Source organism: uncultured Bradyrhizobium sp. (genome assembly GCF_936943645.1).
In the GTDB taxonomy this organism is placed as follows: domain Bacteria; phylum Pseudomonadota; class Alphaproteobacteria; order Rhizobiales; family Xanthobacteraceae; genus Bradyrhizobium.
The window spans coordinates 53,274-70,641 of the sequence record NZ_CAKZJO010000038.1; the positions used below are offsets into that span (position 1 = coordinate 53,274).

Genomic DNA, 17,368 nt, shown 5'->3' on the forward strand with positions numbered 1-17,368 from the left:
GACGCGCAGGAGTCCGGACGAGATATCGGTGTGCCGTGGATCCCGCTCCAACGCAGATGCACCTCGGTTGATGGCTTGTCGATGGCCGTTGCGGAGAATGCATCAAGATCGAGAAAGACAGAGCAATCGCGAAAGCGCAGCCACGGCTCATTTCAATATCTAGAGCCCAGCGATTTTGAGTGGTTCGAGCAGGAGGTAACGATGTCGGACGTGAGGCGGGCGCTGCATTCGGACGAGCTTGCTTACCTCAGCGCTCAGGAATTGGCAGCTCGCATCCGTCGGCGCGAATTGTCGCCGGTTGAAGTGATCGACGACTTCATTCGGCGCATTGAAGTGCGCAATCCGAGCCTCAACGCGCTCGTTTATCTCGATTTCGAGGGAGCCCGTGCAAGTGCGAAAGAGGCCGAACGCGCACTATGTGCCGGCGAGCCGCTGGGGCCGCTGCATGGCATCCCGTCGGCGCTCAAGGATCTGTTCGACTTCAAGCCGGGTTGGCCAGCGAGCCTTGGCGGCATCCGTGCGCTGAAGCACCACGTCGTGAACGGCTACTGCGCATTTTGCGAGCGCATGGAGAAACGTGGCGGAGCGGTGTTTCTGGGCAAGACTAACAGCTCCCTCATGGGCTTCCGGGGAACCTGCGACAATTACCTATTTGGTCCCACACGCAACCCTTTCAATCTTTCCAAGAATTCCGGCGGCTCCTCCGGCGGCAGTGCCGCAGCGGTGGCCGATGGACTGCTGCCCATTGCAGAAGGCACGGATGCCGGCGGATCAATACGCATTCCATCCGCCTGGTGTGGCGTCTACGGTTACAAGGCATCCTTTGGCCGCGTGCCGTTCCTGGTGCGCCCTAACGCATTCGGCGCGGCTGATTCGCCCTTCCTCTTCGAAGGTCCTATCACCAGGACGGTCGAGGACGCAGCCGTCGCTTTGAACGTCCTTGCAGGCCATGACCCGCGGGATCCTTTCAGCCTGACCGATCCGGCGGTCGACTTCACGGCGGCGACCCGACGTTCCATTCGCGGTCTCAAGATTGCCTATAGTCCGAACCTGGATGTCTTTCCGGTCGACGGAAAGGTGGCGGAGACGGTTGGCCGCGCGTTGATGGCCTTCGAGGAAGCCGGAGCTCACGTTCAGGAAGTCAAGCTCGGCATCTCCCGTTCGCAGCGGGAATTGAGCGACGTCTGGTCTCGCCTCTACATGCTTCTGAACCTGCAGGCGATCGAGAACATCAGGCGCGATGGCATCGATCTGTTCGGGCAGCATCGCGCTGACTTTCCGCCTGAATATCTGGCTTGGGTCGAAAAGACCAATCGGATGTCTGGTCTCGATTTCTTTCGAGACCAGGCCGTCCGGACCGAGGTGTACGACGCTTTCCAGCGTGTTTTCGAGGAGTTCGATCTGCTCGTCACGCCCACTCTCGCGTGTCCGCCGGTCGATAATTCAAGCGACGGGAATACGATCGGTCCAACGTCCATCAACGGCGTGGAGATAGATCCTCTTATCGGTTGGTGCCTGACCTACTTTGTCAACTTTACGGGACATCCGGCGGCGTCGATCCCGGCGGGTCTGTCCGAGGGACTTCCGGTCGGGATGCAAATCATAGGCCGGAGAAATGCCGATTCGGATGTGCTGGCGGCGAGCGCTGCGTTCGAGCGGCTTCGGCCATGGCACGACAATTACCGAATTTGCCGTGAGCGCCCCCTTCAGGCGTGACCGACGAGGCCTTGTGAGCGACGGAGATTTTCAATGAGCGATGATCCGATGAATCCGGCAATCGTGAGCGAACTGGCAGCGACAGTGAACCTCTCCATCGCAGAGGTGGACCGAGTCGGGATCGCTGCGTTGATGGCGTCGGCGAGAGCGGCAGTCATTCGGCGAGCGGACACGCTGCCAATCGAATCGCCTCCGGCACTCGTGTTTGATCCACGATAACGGAGCTTGAAGAATGGACATTGCCGGTCTGGACGTTACGGGGGCAGCTCAAGCGATACTGTCCCGGTCCCTTTCGCCCATCGACCTCACCGAGCACATGCTGGGGCGGATCTCCAGGATTGATCCTCATCTGAAGGCATTTGTCGAAGTGCTGTCTGAGCAGGCGCGGGCGTCCGCAAAGCAAGCCGATGCCGAAATTCGCAACGGCCAATATCGCGGTCCGCTGCATGGCATCCCGATCGCGGTCAAGGAACTGTACGACATTGCCGGCGTCAAGACCCGTTCCGGCTCACGGGTACGGGAAAACTATGCCGCACGGGCCGATGGCGCCGTCATCCGTAAGCTTAAGGACGCCGGAGCTGTCTTGCTCGGGACCACCACGACTTATGAATTTGCCTTCGGCTTTGACGCTCCCCCGACGCGCAATGCGTGGAATCTGGACCACATTCCTTCGGGCTCGACCGGCGGCGCGGCGGCGGCCCTCGCGGCCCGGCTGTGCCTGGCCGCCGTAGGCAGCGATAGCGGTGGTTCGATCCGCACACCGGCCGCGGCGAATGGCGTCGCTGGCATCAAGCCGACCTTTGGTCGCGTGAGCAAGGCGGGCATCACCGTCGTCAGCTGGTCGCTTGATCATCCCGCCCCGATGGGAAAGACCGTGAGAGACCTTGCGGTTCTGCTCGGCGTCATGAGCGGGGTCGATCCGAATGATCCAAGCAGCAGGAACCTTCCGGTGCCGGACTATACGAAGGCTCTGGACGGCGACGTCAGGGGGATCCGCATCGGCGTGCCGAGCAATTACTTCTTCGATGACGTCCAGCCCGCGGTGGCGCATGCTGTCGGCGAAGCCGTGATCGTGCTCGAGAGGCTGGGAGCAGTGATCGTCCCGCTAACCGTCCCGAGCATGGAAGCAATCATCGACTCGTGGCTCGCCATCGCCCTGGCGGAGGCCGCGACCTATCATCAGCAGAGCCTCCGTTCGAAAGGCGACTTGTACGCGAGCGATGTGCGATTTCTGCTTGAGGCCGGCGAGCTGACGCTTGCCACAACCTATATCAATGCGCAGCGCGTCCGGCATGCCTGGAGGTCGTCACTGCGCGCCGCCATGGAAGCCGTGGAGGTCATGGTCACCCCGACCTTGCCGAATACCGCGATGAAGGTCGGCCAGACTATGAGCAAGATTGGCGCAAAGGAGGAGACGGTCTTCGAGGTCTCTGCGAGATTCTGCGCTCCCTTCAATCTGGCGGGCTTTCCAGCAGCTTCCATTCCGTGTGGCTTCGCGCCCGATGGGCTTCCGATCGGTCTTCAAATTATCGGCAAGCCATTTGAGGAGGAAGCCATTCTGCGGGTCGGGCAAGCATTTGAGAGCCGTACGGACCATCACTTGAGAGTACCCTCGATTTCGGGTCTGACCGCCTGATCACCGTGCGCGATGTCCAGTGATCTCAGCGCGGCGCCGTGCGAACAGAATACATCAAGATAGAAAAAGAGAGGGCAATCGCCGACGCGCAAGTCTTGTTGCGATTGGTTATCCCGGACCCCGACAGATCATTCGTGCCGACGCCATGCGCGCTCGGTTGCAATCGCGGGAGAAAGCTATGCGGATTGGAGCTCAGGCAGCAGCGGTGGTCATCGCGGGCAGTGCGGTTGCGACGATGCTGTTTTTCGGATCGCTGAAGGACAGCAGCGCTCAAAGCACTGCGCGTTACTTGCCGCAATACACGGCGGACGGACAGCTGCTCCTGCCAAAGAATTTCCACGAGTGGGTCTATGTCGGTTCACCCTTGACGCCAAATGCCCTCAACGCGGGGCAAGCAAACTTTCCGGAATTTCACAACGTCTATATCGAGCCCGGTTCGTACGAGATCTACAAGAAGACCGGCGAATTCCCCGAGGGGACGATCCTCTTCAAGGAATTGCAGCTCACGTTGCCGCAGGAGAATGCCGACGGTTCGCGGACGGAAGCGTCGGGACGCGGGTATTTTCCGGGCAAGTGGAACGGAGCCGACGTGACCGTCAAGGACTCCAAGCGCTTTGCCGAGACAAATGGCTGGGGGTACTTCAACTTCAATCATCATGAACCAAAGGCGACGATGGCCAAGGTGAAGTCGAAGGACGAGTGCGCCTACTGCCACATTGCCAACGCCAAGAAGGATGAGGTCTGGACGCAATTCTACCCGCTGCTGGACAATAAGGACGCGCGATGATGCGCATGAGGCTCCCCAAAATCGCCTGTATCGCTCTGGTCGTGGCGATCGGGATTGGGTCGGCGCTCAGGCAATCCCAGTTTCGGGCGAGCGCTGCCGATGGCATCGCGACCGGCGCAGGAGCAGCCGACCGGGAGGGCCACCTGCATGTGCCCGATGACTATCGCACCACCTATCAGCTCCTCGGAAGCTGGGCGATTGCGGCGGACGAGGGCAAGGGCTCGAAGGAAGTTCACGTCGTCTACGCCTCGCCCGGGACGATCGATGCCTATCGAAAGACCAAGCGCTTTCCGGATGGCGCGGTGTTGATCAAGGAGGTTTTCAAGTCCGCCACCGCCGAGATGACGACCGGCACTGTCAGCCGAGCCGATGTCCTGAAGGGCTGGTTCGTGATGATGAAGGACACCGCGAACAGGCATCCGGATAGCGCGCTGTGGGGCGATGGCTGGGGATGGTCCTGGTTCGACGCGGGCGATCGGTCAAAGACAACCACGACTAATTACAGGGATCAATGTCAGGGCTGCCACGTGCCAGCGCAGGCGTCCGACTGGGTTTACGTCGATGGATACCCGCCGCTAGAGCCATAGCGCCGGCCGGGCGGTCGAAAGTCATTCGATTCAACAAAAGCCAATCAAAGGAGCGAGAGATGGCTAAAGAGGCGACCAACGAGATGGGAATGTCCAAAGGACAGGCCGGTCATCTCTACACCCAAACGAACGAGATCGAGAATGCCGTCATCCACTACGCCCGGCAAGCGGACGGCAACCTTGTGGAGGTCGCTCGTATCAAGACCGGCGGCGCCGGATCTGGCGAATTCAAGCCGATCAGCGGCCAGGACAGCGCTCCCAACTCCTTCGAGGGTGCGGGTAGCGTCATCATCACATCCGATCGACGCTTTCTGTTTGCGACCAATGGTGGAGACAATTCCGTTTCGAGTTTCCGCCTGGAGAGCGACGGGCGGCTTACTCTGCTCGACGTGAAGTCGACCGGCAATCCAGTCGATGGAAGAAGTGGTACGGCGAAATCGCTCGCTTTCGCTCCTTCGACGCGGACGCTCTTCGTTCTGCACTCGTTCGGACCGGATCATCTTCGGTTGATGTCGGTGGATGCAGAAGGCATGCTCAAGCCGCGGCCCGAGCGCTACACGGTCAATACCTACAGCAAGCGGAATCGGGTCTCCACCATGGTCGTGGTCTCGCCCAACGAGGATATGGTGCTGGTCGGTACCACATTCGACGAGCCGATCGCGCACACTGGGTTGTATCCCGACGGTTCGCCTATTCTTTGGGTCCAGCGGGCAGGCGGCGCGTTGCATTCCATTGCCTCGAATGCGCCGGATCCGGACGGCCTTGCCGTCTTCGCGCTGCAGAAGGATGGTTCGCTTGGCACGGCCAGGTTCTACGACGCAAAGGGCGGTTCTCCGTTCTTTATCGCGTTCCTGAACAAGCGACCGGATACCTTCGTGATCGGCTATGCCGTTGGCGACGGATGTTCGGTCTGTACCATCGAGAAGAACGGCGCGATCAAGATTGGCCCGCTGGTCAAGATCGATACGAGTGCAGGCCTGCCGTCGGAGCTGTGCTGGCTTGCGATTTCCCCCGATGATCGCACGATCTACGCGACGAATTTCGGTTACAGCAACATCAGCAGCTATCGCATCAACGGCGGCGGTCTCGAAATTGCGAGCGATCCGGCCTGCCCCAGGGTGCCCGGCGACGGCACCGCAAGGGGTTTGAACGGAACCGTGACGAGCGGTCCCAGCGATAGCTGGCTCACCCCCGACGGCGCCTTTCTCTATCAGATTTACGGCAACGCCTCGAAGCTGGTCGGCTACAGCACTCAGTCGGACGGCTCGTTGAAGGAGATCGGCAGCGTCAAGATTCCGTACAACAGCCCGCAGGGACTCGCCGGCTTCTGACCTGGTTCGAGAACACAAGATCCGGGCGTGGTTCTCATCGCTGGTCCACGTCCGGCATCTCTCTTGCCCAACGCGGGAAGCGGGCGACATGAGTTCTAAGACGGATGTTTGAAGCAAATCACGAGCGCGCTCGCGACAAATCGGTCATTCGCTGCAGTCACATCGGCGAGGAAGAGGGCCCCGGGCAGAAATTTGACTTGCAGCGCGCTGCGGGTGCGGCGCGGGTGGCATTCTCCGGTGCCGGAGATGGCACCGAGGTCAACGATGTTTATCGGAAGTTTCCGATGGCCGTCTTGTTTCCGAACGTCGACAATGGCCGACACAGGGAGACCGTTCTCATCAATACATCAGGCGGTATCGCGGGCGGCGACGAGATCAACATCGAAATTGTTGCGCGTGACGAGGCCTCGGTCGCGATAACCACGCAGGCCGCGGAGAAGGTCTATCGCGCTCTGGACCGTCCTGCCCGAATCCTGACGCGGTTGAGGGCCGAGACGGGTGCTCGACTTGCATGGCTTCCGCAAGAGACGATCGTCTTCAACAACGCGCGCATCGTGCGGCAGACGGAGGTCGATGTGGGATCGGGGGCTGAACTGGTGGCCCTGGAGTGGCTGGTTTTCGGTCGCGCCGAGAGCGGTGAAGAAGTCATCGCCGGATATATTCTGGACACGTGGCGCATCAGGGTCGACGGCCATCTCGTCTGGGCGGACGGCTTCCTTTCGTGCGACCAGACATTCCCTCAATTGCGGAGAATGGCTTTGCTTTCAAACTGGAGAGCGATCGCGACAATGATTTACTTCGGGCCGAGCATGGAGACGCGGCTCGAAAGATTTCGTCAGATCGCAGCCTCTCTGGGATGCGCGTGCGGGGTCACTCTCGTGGGCGCGATCATCGTAGTCCGCGTTGCTGCAGCTGCCGGTGCGGATCTCAAGCGGGGTCTGCGCCGCTTCCTCGATCAGCTCGATCGCGAGCTGGGAACAGGTCCCTTCGGCGTGCCGAAGATGTGGTCCTGTTAACAGCGCAGCAAAGTGGGAGAACCAACTTGAATCTGACGCCACGGGAACGAGACAAGCTGATGATCGCTCTTGCTGCGATCGTTGCTCGCGGCCGGCTCGGGAGGGGCGTCAAGCTGAACTATCCCGAAAGCATCGCATTGATTTCCGACGCCATCATGGAAGGCGCTCGCGACGGGAGGTCGGTTGCGGATCTCATGGCGGAAGGCGGCAGGCTTCTCCGCCGCGATCAAGTCATGGAGGGTGTTCCGGAGATGATCCGCGAGATCCAGGTCGAAGCGACGTTTCCTGACGGAACCAAGCTTGTCCCCGTTCACAATCCGGTTCGATAGGAGCTGGAGGCGCGACATGATTCCCGGGGAAATCATTCCGGCTGACGGCGACATCGTCCTGAACCGCGACAGAATGGGACGATCGATTAACGTAGCCAACGCAGGCGACCGGCCGATCCAGGTGGGTAGCCACTATCACTTCGCTGAGGTGAACGCTGCACTCGTGTTCGATCGGGCCGCTGCCCGTGGCTGCCGCCTCGATATCCCGGCCGGGACTGCCGTGAGGGTCGAGCCAGGGCAGTCGCGCGAGGTCTCATTGATCCCGTTTGCCGGGGCGCGGCGCATCTACGGCTTCAGCGGCGGTGTGATGGGCCCCCTTGAATCGCGTTCCGGCGCCTTTGGCCTCGACGAGTGAGAGAGAACGATGTCCGTCACGATGAGCCGCAGAGCCTATGCGCAGATGTTCGGCCCGACCGTCGGCGACAAGGTGCGTCTGGCGGACACCGACCTGTTCATTGAGCCCGAGAAGGACTTCACGATCTATGGCGAGGAGGTGAAGTTCGGCGGCGGCAAGGTCATTCGGGACGGCATGGGACAGTCGCAGCTCACGCGCGCGCGGGGAGCGGTCGATACGGTCATTACCAATGCGCTGATCCTGGATCATTGGGGAATCGTCAAGGCGGACATTGCGATCAAGGACGGGCTCATCGCCGGTATCGGCAAAGCGGGTAACCCCGACACCCAGCCAGGGGTGTCGATCGCGATTGGACCGGGGACGGAAATCATCGCGGGCGAGGGCAAGATCATCACCGCCGGAGGGATGGATACTCACATTCATTTCATATGCCCCCAGCAGATCGAGGAAGCGCTTTTCTCGGGCGTGACGACCATGATGGGCGGAGGCACCGGACCCGCCGCGGGAACAACGGCAACGACCTGTACCCCGGGGTCGTGGCACATCCATCGCATGCTTGAGGCGCTGGACGCCTTCCCCATGAATTTCGGCATTTTCGGTAAAGGCAATGCCAGCGCACCCGAGGCCCTGGTCGAGCAGGTCGAAGCCGGGGCTTGCGGCCTGAAGCTGCACGAGGACTGGGGTGCGACGCCGGCAGCCATCGATTGCTGTCTCTCCGTTGCGGACGACATGGATGTGCAAGTCATGATCCACACTGACTCCCTGAACGAGGGTGGGTTTGTCGAGAGCACGATCGCTGCGTTCAAGGGGAGGACGATCCACGCCGCCCACACCGAAGGGGCGGGCGGCGGCCATGCGCCTGATATCATCAAGGTCTGCGGCGAGAACAACATCATCCCTGCCTCGACCAATCCGACGCGCCCGTATACGGCGAATACGCTCGACGAAGCACTGGACATGCTGATGGTGACCCATCATCTCGACCGCCGTATCCCGGAAGACGTTGCCTTTGCGGAAAGCCGCATAAGGAAGGAGACGATTGCCGCCGAGGACATCCTGCACGATCTCGGGGCGTTCTCGATCGTATCGTCTGATAGCCAGGCGATGGGACGCGTCGGCGAGGTGATCACGCGTACCTGGCAGACCGCCGACAAGATGAAGAAGCAGTTCGGTCGGATGTCGGAGGAGGCCGGACAGAACGACAATTTCAGGGCCCGGCGCTACGTCGCAAAATACACCATCAATCCGGCGATCGCGCAGGGAATGTCGCGCTACATAGGCTCGCTCGAGGTCGGGAAGCTTGCAGACATCGTTGTCTGGGACCCGGCGTTCTTCGGGGTCAAACCCGATATGGTCTTGAAGTCGGGCATGATCGTCGCCGCCATCATGGGTGATCCCAACGCGTCCATACCAACGCCTCAGCCGGAATATTACCGGCCAATGTTCGGCGCCTACGGCCGTTCGCCTGCCAAGAATTCAGTAACGTTCGTGAGCAAAGCCTCGCTCGAAACGACGATCTCGGTGAACCTGGAAAAGCGTCTCCTGCCGGTCTCGGGAACGCGCACGATCGGAAAGCATTCCATGATCCTCAACGACGCGCTGCCTCGGATGGAAGTTGATCCCGAGACCTACGAGGTACGGGCAGACGGACGAATCCTCACGTGCCCGCCGGCGGATGTCGTTCCAATGGCGCAGCGCTACTTCATGTACTGACGAGTTGATGTTGCATGGTGGTGCCATGACGGACGACAATCGCGAACTATCTGCGTCGGCATTGTTGCGACTGCTGGCCTGGCTTTCACCGTCATTCCCGAATGGAGCCTACAGCTATTCGCACGGCCTGGAGTGGGCCGTCGAGGCCGGCCACGTTACCAGCCGCCGCAGCCTCATTGACTGGCTCGAGGCCGACCTTTGCTATGGCTCGGGTCGGAACGAGGCCATCTTCTTTATCGAAGCGTATCGTCGTGTGATCGGGGCAGCGGAAGACAGGCTGCCGCATCTGGCAGAACTCGCCGCAGCGTCGCGCGGGACCTCGGAATTTGCGCTCGAAGCCGCACAGCAGTCGGGTGCATATCTTGCAACCCTGCGTCGCGTGTGGCCGGATCGAATTCTGGATGTTTTCTCGGATCCGAAATGCCCACCTGTATCGGCCGTCATCCTCGGCGCCTGCTCGGCGCGCTTGGAGATACCCGTCAGCATTGCCCTTCCGGCATTCCTGCACAGCTACGTCGCTAATCTCATTAGTGCCGGCGTGAGATTGGTGCCGCTTGGTCAAACTGACGGCCAGCTTGCCATCGCGGCGCTTGAGCAGGCGATCCTGTCGCGGAGTGAAATCGCAACTCGCGAGACCATTGACGATCTTGGTTCGGCGGGTGTGATGACGGAGCTGGCGTCCATCGCCCACGAACTGCAATATACGAGGTTGTTTCGCTCATGAGCACGACCACAGGCGCGGCCCGCTCGTTCCGTACTTCTGGCGTTCCGTCAACGAATGGTCCGTTACGCGTCGGTATAGGCGGCCCGGTCGGTTCCGGAAAGACGGCGCTGATCGAGGCTTTATGCAAGCATCTCCGGGAATTCTACCAGATCTACGTCGTCACAAACGACATCTATACCAAGGAAGATCAGCTCATTCTGACACGCGCGCAGGCACTGCCAGCTGACCGTATCGTGGGGGTGGAAACGGGCGGTTGTCCGCACACGGCCATACGAGAGGATGCGTCGATGAACTTGGCAGCAATCCGCGACATGAATTTGAAATTCCCGGACGCTGAGCTTTGTTTCGTCGAGTCGGGCGGCGACAATCTCGCTGCCACATTCAGCCCGGAACTCGCTGACCTCACCATCTACGTGATCGACGTGGCTGCGGGTGAGAAGATTCCCCGCAAGGGAGGGCCCGGGATCATGAGATCCGATTTGTTGGTCATCAACAAGGTCGATCTCGCTCCCATGGTTGGCGCCAATCTGACGATCATGGAAACTGACGCTCGGAGGATGCGAGGGGAGCGGCCGTTCATCTTTTCCAACATGAAGGTCGGCCAGGCTGTCGCTGAAATCGCAGACTTTATCCTGCACAAAGGCGGGCTGTCCTCCGTGACGTTCACTGAGGATGATTGTCGATGACAGAGGCCTTTGCGCTGCCCGTAAGGAAACTTGGCATTCGTAATCCTGCCGCGACAATTGAACGTTGACCGCACAGGATCGTGCCGTCTGAGGAGCCGCTGGAGCTGTGCGCGTGCAAGGAGGAAAGTAGCGATGACGGATGATGATCAGGAGCGTTTTGACGATCTGGCGAAGCTGCGCCGCAGCATCGACAATCTGGACGCGGCGGTCGTGCACCTTCTCGCAGAGCGCTTTCGGTGTACCGATGCAATCGGACTTTTCAAGGCCAGACATGCATTGGCATCTCGAGACCCCCGACGTGAATCAACGCAGTTGAAACGGTTGCGAGCCCTCGCCGGGCAGAGCGGGCTCGACCCGGAGTTCATTCAGAAGCTCCACGACTTGATCGTCCGCGAAGTTGTCGCCAATCATGAGGCGATAAAGTTCAGATCGAGAACCACCTAGGCCGTGAACGTAGTCACGTGCTCGATCAACAATGAAATGAGAAGAAACCTGTACCTTCGGGAGCCATGCTTGACGAGCCTTTGCACGAGTTTGATCGTCGCCCTGATGATCGTATCCGCCTCCTTGCCGCGCGATGCAGTCGCGGCCGAGCCCAAAAGTGCCGATTATGCAGCCCTCAGCGAGGCAATCCTCGAGGGCAAGGAGCCCCGGGTGCTGATCGACCTCTCCGCTTGTCAAGTCCACGGCGCGGATATCGCAGGGCCGCCAATCAAGGCGAGCATCCGGTTTGATGGATATATGATCCAGGCAGATGGAACGATCGCGTTCGCGACGACGCATATGACGGTGAGGTCGGACAGGTCGGTCAGAGAATTCCTGTCGTTCAGGGTGCATGCAAACGGGAAGATCGACGTCCGTACGGCGACTCTTGGCGCTGTCAATTTCGCGGTACTCAAGGAATCTTCATTTGATTGCGAGATCGGGAAAGCGGCGACTTTCCATTGGTAGCTGCGAAACGACTTCTCTCTCTGGACAGAGAAGTGGAATGGACCTCGCCGGCGGCTTGCGGCATGTTGGCCGTCTCGGCATAGCGACCTTCAGGCGCAGTCGTCGAGTTCAGGAGCCAAGCCTTTCGAACAGGATGGAGTTGAGTACGGGCGGATAGTCTCTGGCTTCCTGCGCCGGTCTCTTGCACGCGCACTATGCCGAGAGGTCGACCAGACTACCGGGTTGTTGGCCCTTCTTTTCAAGTTGCTCTTCAATCGCGTCTTTAATCTTCTGTTCGACCGCCGTTCGCTGGTCCGGGGACATTTTGGCGAGGTCGGCATCGGTGAGATTCATGCTCTTCAAAATGCCGGCCCGCATACGATCGAAGGGATTCATCTTCGCGTATTTCAGGAAGTCCGCGACTGCGCTGCTGTCGCCCGATGCGCCGTCTTCGTTTGCCTGCACGGTTCCGCCAGTGGACGTCTCCGTCGTCTTTGTGGCGATAGTCGGAGAGCTTGCCTTCGCGGCTTGGTAGGCGAAGAGTGATGATCCAGTCGAAACTTGCATATTTGGCCCCTGCGACGATTTCGGGTTTGCAACGCGTGTGCCAAATTGCTTTTGTGGGGATTTCGGTGTTTCCCGCCTTTAACTGGTTCGGGCCGCCTTGGGCGGAGAGAAAAAATTGCCGACTTCGCGGCGGCACCGGCAAAGTGTGCCGGGTCGTACCCGGCTGCGACGCGTGGGCGTCCATCGCATGCTGAGCACCGCCGGGTTGCGCAAGGCGTTGGCGGGAAGCGCGTAACCTGAACTCATCGCCGCGATCAGGACCGAGATCGAAGTGCGTATTCGGCCGGGGTCATTGACGTTCCTCGTACCTGTTGCAGCGGCCATCGCCCAATTGGACCCGGTTAAATTCCTGAAACGGCGGATCACAACGCAGCAGCGTGTATGATTTGTATGAGGGAGGAGGTACGCGCCAGCAGAGAGTCTGGCCGGCGGGTATCTGGTACGTCTCGCCGCTTGTTAAAGTGTAGCGACAAGCGGTGTCCGTACTCTTGATCGTCGCCTCTGCCTGGGCCTGGGTGACTGAGGTCACCGCGAGAAACATCACCAAAGGTACACGCATCTTCTTCGTTCTCCGCATCTGATCACCAAATCAAATTGGGACGCGGTGATCGCTGCAGCAAGACAGTGGAGAGTCACAAAATTCTGAAAGAAATTGGACGATTAATTGGGTGCGGCATGTAACCTTTGGAGCGGTCGAGACTGCAAGTCTTCAGTGCTGACGATTTGCAGACATCTTGATTGATCGACACACTCCACGAACAGAAAGCATGGCGTGATGGTCCTTGGCGGCGGCGCCAATTTGGGCTGGCGGGTGCCAACGAGCAGTCAGTGGGCCCGGATGGCCCGCGCTCAAGGAGTCGTGTCGGCAAGGCGCACCCGACACGATTCGAACGTGTGACCTTTGCCCTCGGAGGGCAAACGCCAACAACCACGCTGTCCAGCACCCGAACGGAAATCGAAAGGTGGGCCAGTACTTGATGAGCCACGCCAGCGCATCGCTTCGCGGCAGGCCGAACTATGCACGTTGAACTCAGCGAAGGCTGGGTCACGAGCGCTCGCGCGGGTCATGGCGAAAGGAATACGCCGAGGACAGAACTCGCTTTCTACATGCAGCCAGCCGGGTAGAAGGCCTGATCAGCATCGAAGCGATCGTGAACGCGTTCGCGTTCCTCTAAGGGTCACTGAGATTGACGTCCGAACGTCACGCGTAAAGCGGCGAACGGGGCATGCCCGCGCTGAATTCTTCGTCGGGAATATCGAAATCCGCCGCGGCGCGTTTGGCTTGGCGATACCAGCAAAAATGCCAGCAAAGCTGACGGCTGCAGTCGGCTTTTGCTTGTATTTCAATGCATCGCGAAAGCTTTCCGGAAAACTCCGGAATCAAACCAGTAGCTTAAGTTATTGTTGCTATTAGGATTTTTTCCGTGGTGCCCCTGGCCGGAATCGAACCAGCACTCCTTGCGGAACTCGATTTTGAGTCGAGCGCGTCTACCAGTTCCGCCACAGGGGCCCTCGGTCGGCTCTTGATGAGGAGCGTCGCGAAGCCGGCGGACTATAGCCATGGACAAAGCGGGGTCAACCCGCGCCAAAGTGATCCCGGCCGTTCTCGACAGCCGCATGGACCGGAGCTACAGCCTTGAGGGCGCGATCCATCGGAAAGAGGCTGCCGTGACGACCCAGAGTGCCGCCATACCTGCATTCAAGCCGGCTGCCAGCGGCCCTGCGCTGACGGCCTCGCTGCTCGTCACGCTGATTGCGGCGGCGACCATCGCGGGCGCCTGGTTCTTCCAGCTCGTGCTGGAGATCCTGCCCTGTCCGCTCTGCCTGGAGCAGCGCTACGCCTATTACGTCGCGATCCCGCTCGGGGCGCTGACGGCGATGGCGGCACGAAGCGGCGCGCCGCGGCCGCTGCTGCTGGCGGGGCTCGCGATCCTCGCGCTGGCGACGCTCGCCAATGCCGGTCTCGGCACCTACCATTCCGGCGTCGAATGGGGATTCTGGAAGGGGCCGACCGATTGCACCGGTCCCGTCGTCAATCTCGGCAAGGCCGGCGATCTGTTCTCACGGCTCGACACCGTGAAGGTGGTGCGCTGCGACGAGGTGCAGTGGCGCTTCCTCGGCCTCTCGCTCGCCGGCTACAACGTGCTGATCTCGCTGTTCATGGCCGCGATCGCGGCGTGGGGATTCGCGAGGACGGCGAGAGGCTAGGCTCAATCGTCCACGTCGTCCTGCGTGCGTCCGAACAGATGCACGATGCCCGGCGTTGCGATCGTCACGAAGACGAAGCGCGAGAGGTGATGAGCGCCGACGAAGATCGGGTCGATGTGCAAGGTCAAGGCCAGCGCCAGCATGGCGTCCATCGCGCCGGGCGCGAAGGCAACCACGACGTCTGAGAACTTGACCTGCGTGGTGAGCGCGACGATGCCGACGAAAACGGCGGAGACGGCAATCGCGACCGTGAACGAGCCCAGCGCCGCGTTGATGTGGCCGGCGAGCGTCTTGATCCGCATCCGCGCGAACCGGCTGCCGATCAGCGCGCCGATCCCGACCAGCGCGACGCCGCGCACCCAGTCCGGCAGGCCGCCCTCGACCCAGCCGCCGCCATGCAGCACGCTGGAGGCGATCATGGCGCCGAACATCCAGCTCGCCGGAAACTTGATCAGTCGCAGGAACAGGGCCATGGCGAGCGAGGCCGCGACCAGCTCCACGAGGTCGAGCGGCGAGGCGATCGTCGTCGTCAGCGACGGCGCGGCGGAGGGGGCGACGCCCGCGATCGCCAGCACCATCGGCAGGGCGGCGGTGAGGATGATGACGCGCATGGTCTGCACCACCGCGATCCCCGGCAGGTCGGCGCCGCGCTCGACCGCCAGGATCGTGATCTGCGACAGCGCGCCGGGACTGCCGGCCAGGAAGGCCGAGGTGCGGTCCCAGCCATGGACGCGCTGGAGGTAATAGCTGGAGCCGAAGGTCGAGCAGAAGGTTGCAAGCGCAAGCAGGGCGATGGTGACGGGATAGGCACCGACCTGCTGCAGCAGATGGCGCGAGACCACCGAGCCCAGCGAAATGCCGAGCAGCACCAGCACGGTCTGGGTCAACAGCGGCGGCAGCGCCAATTGGCGGCCGGCGATGGCGGCGATCCCGACCGCGATCATCGAGCCCGAGATCAGCCCGCCGGGAAGGCCGGCGAGGAGAAACACCAGGCCGCCGGCCGTGCCGATGACGAGCGTCTCCGCCGTGCTCAGGAGCTTGGCACGGCTCGGCCATTCGAACGGCAGGGAGGCGACGATTTGCTTCACGCCGCCTTATCGCAAATCGGCGGGAGGCGCACAATTGCAGGCTCGTCATGCCGCAATGCGCGCGCCTCCCGCTGACGCGCGCGGAGGATCGCGGCGGGCTTACTTCTTGTCGGCGGCAGGGGCGGCGGGCGCCGCGGCGCCAGCCTTTGCTTCCTTCTTGCACTCACGACGGAATTTCTTGCGCTCCTTGCCCTTCAGTCCCTTGGCGTCCGCCTGCTTGGAGCACTCGATCGACTCGGCCGTACGCTCCTTCGTTGCCTTCTTGTCGGTGGTGGCAGCGGCATCGGTCTTGGCCGCCGGCGCGGCGGTCTGCGCGAAAGCGGTGCCGGCGGCGAGCAGGGAGGCGAGGGCGACGGCGGCGAGCCGGGAGGCGAGGGTCATGTTGTTGCACTCATCTTGAGAATTGTGAGGGGGTGGGACGGTCGGCTCGCGTTGCTGAACGCAACATGAATAATCCGAACGACGCGCTCACTATATTTTGGCGGCGGACGCCATCGCTTTCTTGTCGCGAATGGCCGGCACGCTAGGATAGCAATCTCATTTCACTTCCCCGTCGGGGAAAGGCCAAGGAGGAGACCCAAGGGATGACCATCCAATCGAAACTGCTGTGCGCGATCGCGTTGTCGGGATTTGCTGCGCTCGCGGTGTCGGCGCCGGCGCAGGCGCTGACCTCGCAGGAGTGCAGCGCGAAGTACCAGGCGGCCAAGAAGGACGGCTCGCTCGGCACCATGAAGTGGAATGATTTCCGCAAGGCCCAGTGCGGCGCGGACGCGACGCCGGCTGCCGCGCCGGCGGCGGCTGCGCCCGCCGCTCCCGCCGAGCCGAAGCAGGCGAAGAAAGAGGCAGCTCCCGCCGCCGCGCCGGTCCTGCCGGCCGGACCTGCGATCTATCCGAACGCGGTCGATCCGAAATATGCCAAGGAGACCCCAGGCAAGGCGCGGATGCACACCTGCGTCGACCAGTACAATGCGAACAAGACCACCAACGGCAATGGCGGCCTGAAGTGGATCCAGAAGGGCGGCGGCTATTACAGCGAATGCACCAAGAAGCTGAAGGGCGCCGCCTGAGCTTCGAATGGATACGATGGCCGGAGCAACGCTCCGGCCATCTCGCTTAGTCCAGCAGTTTCTCGGCCGATTTCGCCACCAGCTGCGATCGCTTGCGCGGGCCGCGCTCGACGAACAAGAGGCTCTGGCCGAAGATGAAGCAGTAGAACAGGAAGGCCTGCGCGTCGGCCTCCTCGGCTGCAAGCCCGGTGGCGCGATAGAGCTCGGCGACGTGCTTGAGCCGCGCCGCGTCCACGCTCGCCACCGCCGATGCGGCATTTTCGTCCGAGCGGGCCCATTGCCGGATCGCGAGCTCGATCGCCATGGCTTCCGGATTGAGCCGCTCCGAATAGAGCTGGATCACCGCCTTCAGCCGTTCGCGGGGCGCCTCGCCGTCGAGGCGCGTCTGCTGCGCGATCGACGCGGAGCGGCCCTCGCGCCAGCGCTGCAGGATGGCGTCGAGCAGCGCGGCGCGGTCGGCGAAGCGGCGGTAGAAGCCGCCCTTGGTGACGCCGAGATTCTTGGCGAGTACCTCGACCCTGACACCCTCGACTCCCGAGCGGGCGAGCTCGGCAAACCCCGCCTCGACCCAGACATCGCCCTTGCCATCGCTCATGAAACGAGCTCTCCGATTCTTGATACGGTGCCG

General features: G+C 61.3%; 19 protein-coding genes and 1 tRNA gene. 15 read left to right on the forward strand and 5 right to left on the reverse strand.

What is annotated here, in order from left to right; genetic code table 11:
• Window positions 1-201: 201 nt before the first annotated feature.
• The 13 genes from Q0743_RS04260 (at window position 202) to Q0743_RS04320 (ending at window position 11,831) form a co-directional block, all read left to right on the forward strand.
• On the forward strand, window positions 202-1,716 hold the full coding sequence (locus tag Q0743_RS04260) for an amidase (RefSeq protein ID WP_298240341.1): 1,515 nt from the start codon (window positions 202-204) through the stop codon (window positions 1,714-1,716).
• A gap of 232 nt (window positions 1,717-1,948) precedes the next feature.
• Window positions 1,949-3,352: an amidase gene (locus Q0743_RS04265; protein ID WP_298240342.1), complete on the forward strand. Its 1,404-nt coding sequence runs from the start codon at window positions 1,949-1,951 to the stop codon at window positions 3,350-3,352.
• 178 nt (window positions 3,353-3,530) lie between these two features.
• Window positions 3,531-4,139 (forward strand): cytochrome P460 family protein, encoded by a 609-nt coding sequence (locus Q0743_RS04270; protein WP_298240343.1) that lies wholly within the window; start codon window positions 3,531-3,533, stop codon window positions 4,137-4,139.
• Window positions 4,136-4,726: a cytochrome P460 family protein gene (locus Q0743_RS04275; RefSeq protein ID WP_298240344.1), complete on the forward strand. Its 591-nt coding sequence runs from the start codon at window positions 4,136-4,138 to the stop codon at window positions 4,724-4,726. Before Q0743_RS04270 ends, Q0743_RS04275 begins: the two co-directional genes overlap by 4 nt.
• 59 nt (window positions 4,727-4,785) lie before the next feature.
• Window positions 4,786-6,057 (forward strand): beta-propeller fold lactonase family protein, encoded by a 1,272-nt coding sequence (locus tag Q0743_RS04280; protein ID WP_298240345.1) that lies wholly within the window; start codon window positions 4,786-4,788, stop codon window positions 6,055-6,057.
• A gap of 104 nt (window positions 6,058-6,161) precedes the next feature.
• Window positions 6,162-7,073 carry an urease accessory protein UreD gene (locus Q0743_RS04285; protein ID WP_298240346.1) on the forward strand — a complete coding sequence of 304 codons (912 nt, stop codon included), beginning with the start codon at window positions 6,162-6,164 and terminating at the stop codon, window positions 7,071-7,073.
• 26 nt (window positions 7,074-7,099) lie between these two features.
• Window positions 7,100-7,402: an urease subunit gamma gene (locus Q0743_RS04290; protein WP_298240347.1), complete on the forward strand. Its 303-nt coding sequence runs from the start codon at window positions 7,100-7,102 to the stop codon at window positions 7,400-7,402.
• Between the two features lie 16 nt (window positions 7,403-7,418).
• Window positions 7,419-7,757: an urease subunit beta gene (locus tag Q0743_RS04295; protein WP_298240348.1), complete on the forward strand. Its 339-nt coding sequence runs from the start codon at window positions 7,419-7,421 to the stop codon at window positions 7,755-7,757.
• A 9-nt stretch (window positions 7,758-7,766) separates the two neighbouring features.
• Window positions 7,767-9,470, forward strand: a complete 1,704-nt coding sequence (gene ureC, locus Q0743_RS04300) for an urease subunit alpha (protein ID WP_298240349.1) — start codon at window positions 7,767-7,769, stop codon at window positions 9,468-9,470.
• Window positions 9,471-9,495: 25 nt separating this feature from the next.
• On the forward strand, window positions 9,496-10,194 hold the full coding sequence (locus tag Q0743_RS04305; RefSeq protein ID WP_298240350.1) for an urease accessory protein UreF: 699 nt from the start codon (window positions 9,496-9,498) through the stop codon (window positions 10,192-10,194).
• A complete protein-coding gene (gene ureG / locus Q0743_RS04310) occupies window positions 10,191-10,880 on the forward strand; it encodes an urease accessory protein UreG (protein WP_298240351.1) in 690 nt (229 codons plus the stop codon). The genes Q0743_RS04305 and ureG overlap by 4 nt, the downstream gene beginning before the upstream one ends.
• 132 nt (window positions 10,881-11,012) lie before the next feature.
• Window positions 11,013-11,324 (forward strand): chorismate mutase, encoded by a 312-nt coding sequence (locus Q0743_RS04315; protein ID WP_298240352.1) that lies wholly within the window; start codon window positions 11,013-11,015, stop codon window positions 11,322-11,324.
• Window positions 11,325-11,393: 69 nt separating this feature from the next.
• Entirely contained in the window at window positions 11,394-11,831 is a 438-nt protein-coding gene (locus Q0743_RS04320; RefSeq protein ID WP_298240353.1) for a VirK family protein, read from the forward strand.
• A gap of 192 nt (window positions 11,832-12,023) precedes the next feature.
• Here the strand turns inward: Q0743_RS04320 and Q0743_RS04325 are convergent, their stop codons facing one another.
• Entirely contained in the window at window positions 12,024-12,377 is a 354-nt protein-coding gene (locus Q0743_RS04325) for a hypothetical protein (RefSeq protein WP_298240354.1), read from the reverse strand.
• A gap of 1,425 nt (window positions 12,378-13,802) precedes the next feature.
• A tRNA-Leu gene (locus Q0743_RS04330) sits at window positions 13,803-13,887 on the reverse strand.
• Between the two features lie 158 nt (window positions 13,888-14,045).
• On the opposite strand from Q0743_RS04330, the gene Q0743_RS04335 reads away from it, so the two are divergent.
• On the forward strand, window positions 14,046-14,585 hold the full coding sequence (locus Q0743_RS04335; RefSeq protein WP_298240382.1) for a disulfide bond formation protein B: 540 nt from the start codon (window positions 14,046-14,048) through the stop codon (window positions 14,583-14,585).
• A 2-nt stretch (window positions 14,586-14,587) separates the two neighbouring features.
• Here Q0743_RS04335 and Q0743_RS04340 read toward each other — a convergent pair whose 3' ends face one another.
• Window positions 14,588-15,673: an AbrB family transcriptional regulator gene (locus Q0743_RS04340; RefSeq protein ID WP_298240355.1), complete on the reverse strand. Its 1,086-nt coding sequence runs from the start codon at window positions 15,671-15,673 to the stop codon at window positions 14,588-14,590.
• A gap of 99 nt (window positions 15,674-15,772) precedes the next feature.
• On the reverse strand, window positions 15,773-16,054 hold the full coding sequence (locus Q0743_RS04345; RefSeq protein ID WP_298240356.1) for a PsiF family protein: 282 nt from the start codon (window positions 16,052-16,054) through the stop codon (window positions 15,773-15,775).
• Between the two features lie 203 nt (window positions 16,055-16,257).
• On the opposite strand from Q0743_RS04345, the gene Q0743_RS04350 reads away from it, so the two are divergent.
• A complete protein-coding gene (locus Q0743_RS04350; RefSeq protein WP_298240357.1) occupies window positions 16,258-16,740 on the forward strand; it encodes a hypothetical protein in 483 nt (160 codons plus the stop codon).
• Window positions 16,741-16,786: 46 nt separating this feature from the next.
• Here Q0743_RS04350 and Q0743_RS04355 read toward each other — a convergent pair whose 3' ends face one another.
• Window positions 16,787-17,335: a TetR/AcrR family transcriptional regulator gene (locus Q0743_RS04355; RefSeq protein ID WP_298240358.1), complete on the reverse strand. Its 549-nt coding sequence runs from the start codon at window positions 17,333-17,335 to the stop codon at window positions 16,787-16,789.
• Window positions 17,336-17,368 lie beyond the last annotated feature (33 nt).

Coding starts and splice junctions, on each gene's coding strand:
- Q0743_RS04265 (WP_298240342.1), top strand. CDS start 1,949: ATGGACATTGCCGGTCTGGACGTTACGGGGGCAGCTCAAGCGATACTG.
- Q0743_RS04295 (WP_298240348.1), top strand. CDS start 7,419: ATGATTCCCGGGGAAATCATTCCGGCTGACGGCGACATCGTCCTGAAC.
- Q0743_RS04275 (WP_298240344.1), top strand. CDS start 4,136: ATGATGCGCATGAGGCTCCCCAAAATCGCCTGTATCGCTCTGGTCGTG.
- Q0743_RS04285 (WP_298240346.1), top strand. CDS start 6,162: ATGTTTGAAGCAAATCACGAGCGCGCTCGCGACAAATCGGTCATTCGC.
- Q0743_RS04270 (WP_298240343.1), top strand. CDS start 3,531: ATGCGGATTGGAGCTCAGGCAGCAGCGGTGGTCATCGCGGGCAGTGCG.
- Q0743_RS04355 (WP_298240358.1), bottom strand. CDS start 17,335: ATGAGCGATGGCAAGGGCGATGTCTGGGTCGAGGCGGGGTTTGCCGAG.
- ureC (WP_298240349.1), top strand. CDS start 7,767: ATGTCCGTCACGATGAGCCGCAGAGCCTATGCGCAGATGTTCGGCCCG.
- Q0743_RS04305 (WP_298240350.1), top strand. CDS start 9,496: ATGACGGACGACAATCGCGAACTATCTGCGTCGGCATTGTTGCGACTG.
- Q0743_RS04260 (WP_298240341.1), top strand. CDS start 202: ATGTCGGACGTGAGGCGGGCGCTGCATTCGGACGAGCTTGCTTACCTC.
- Q0743_RS04325 (WP_298240354.1), bottom strand. CDS start 12,377: ATGCAAGTTTCGACTGGATCATCACTCTTCGCCTACCAAGCCGCGAAG.
- Q0743_RS04315 (WP_298240352.1), top strand. CDS start 11,013: ATGACGGATGATGATCAGGAGCGTTTTGACGATCTGGCGAAGCTGCGC.
- Q0743_RS04345 (WP_298240356.1), bottom strand. CDS start 16,054: ATGACCCTCGCCTCCCGGCTCGCCGCCGTCGCCCTCGCCTCCCTGCTC.
- Q0743_RS04280 (WP_298240345.1), top strand. CDS start 4,786: ATGGCTAAAGAGGCGACCAACGAGATGGGAATGTCCAAAGGACAGGCC.
- Q0743_RS04350 (WP_298240357.1), top strand. CDS start 16,258: ATGACCATCCAATCGAAACTGCTGTGCGCGATCGCGTTGTCGGGATTT.
- ureG (WP_298240351.1), top strand. CDS start 10,191: ATGAGCACGACCACAGGCGCGGCCCGCTCGTTCCGTACTTCTGGCGTT.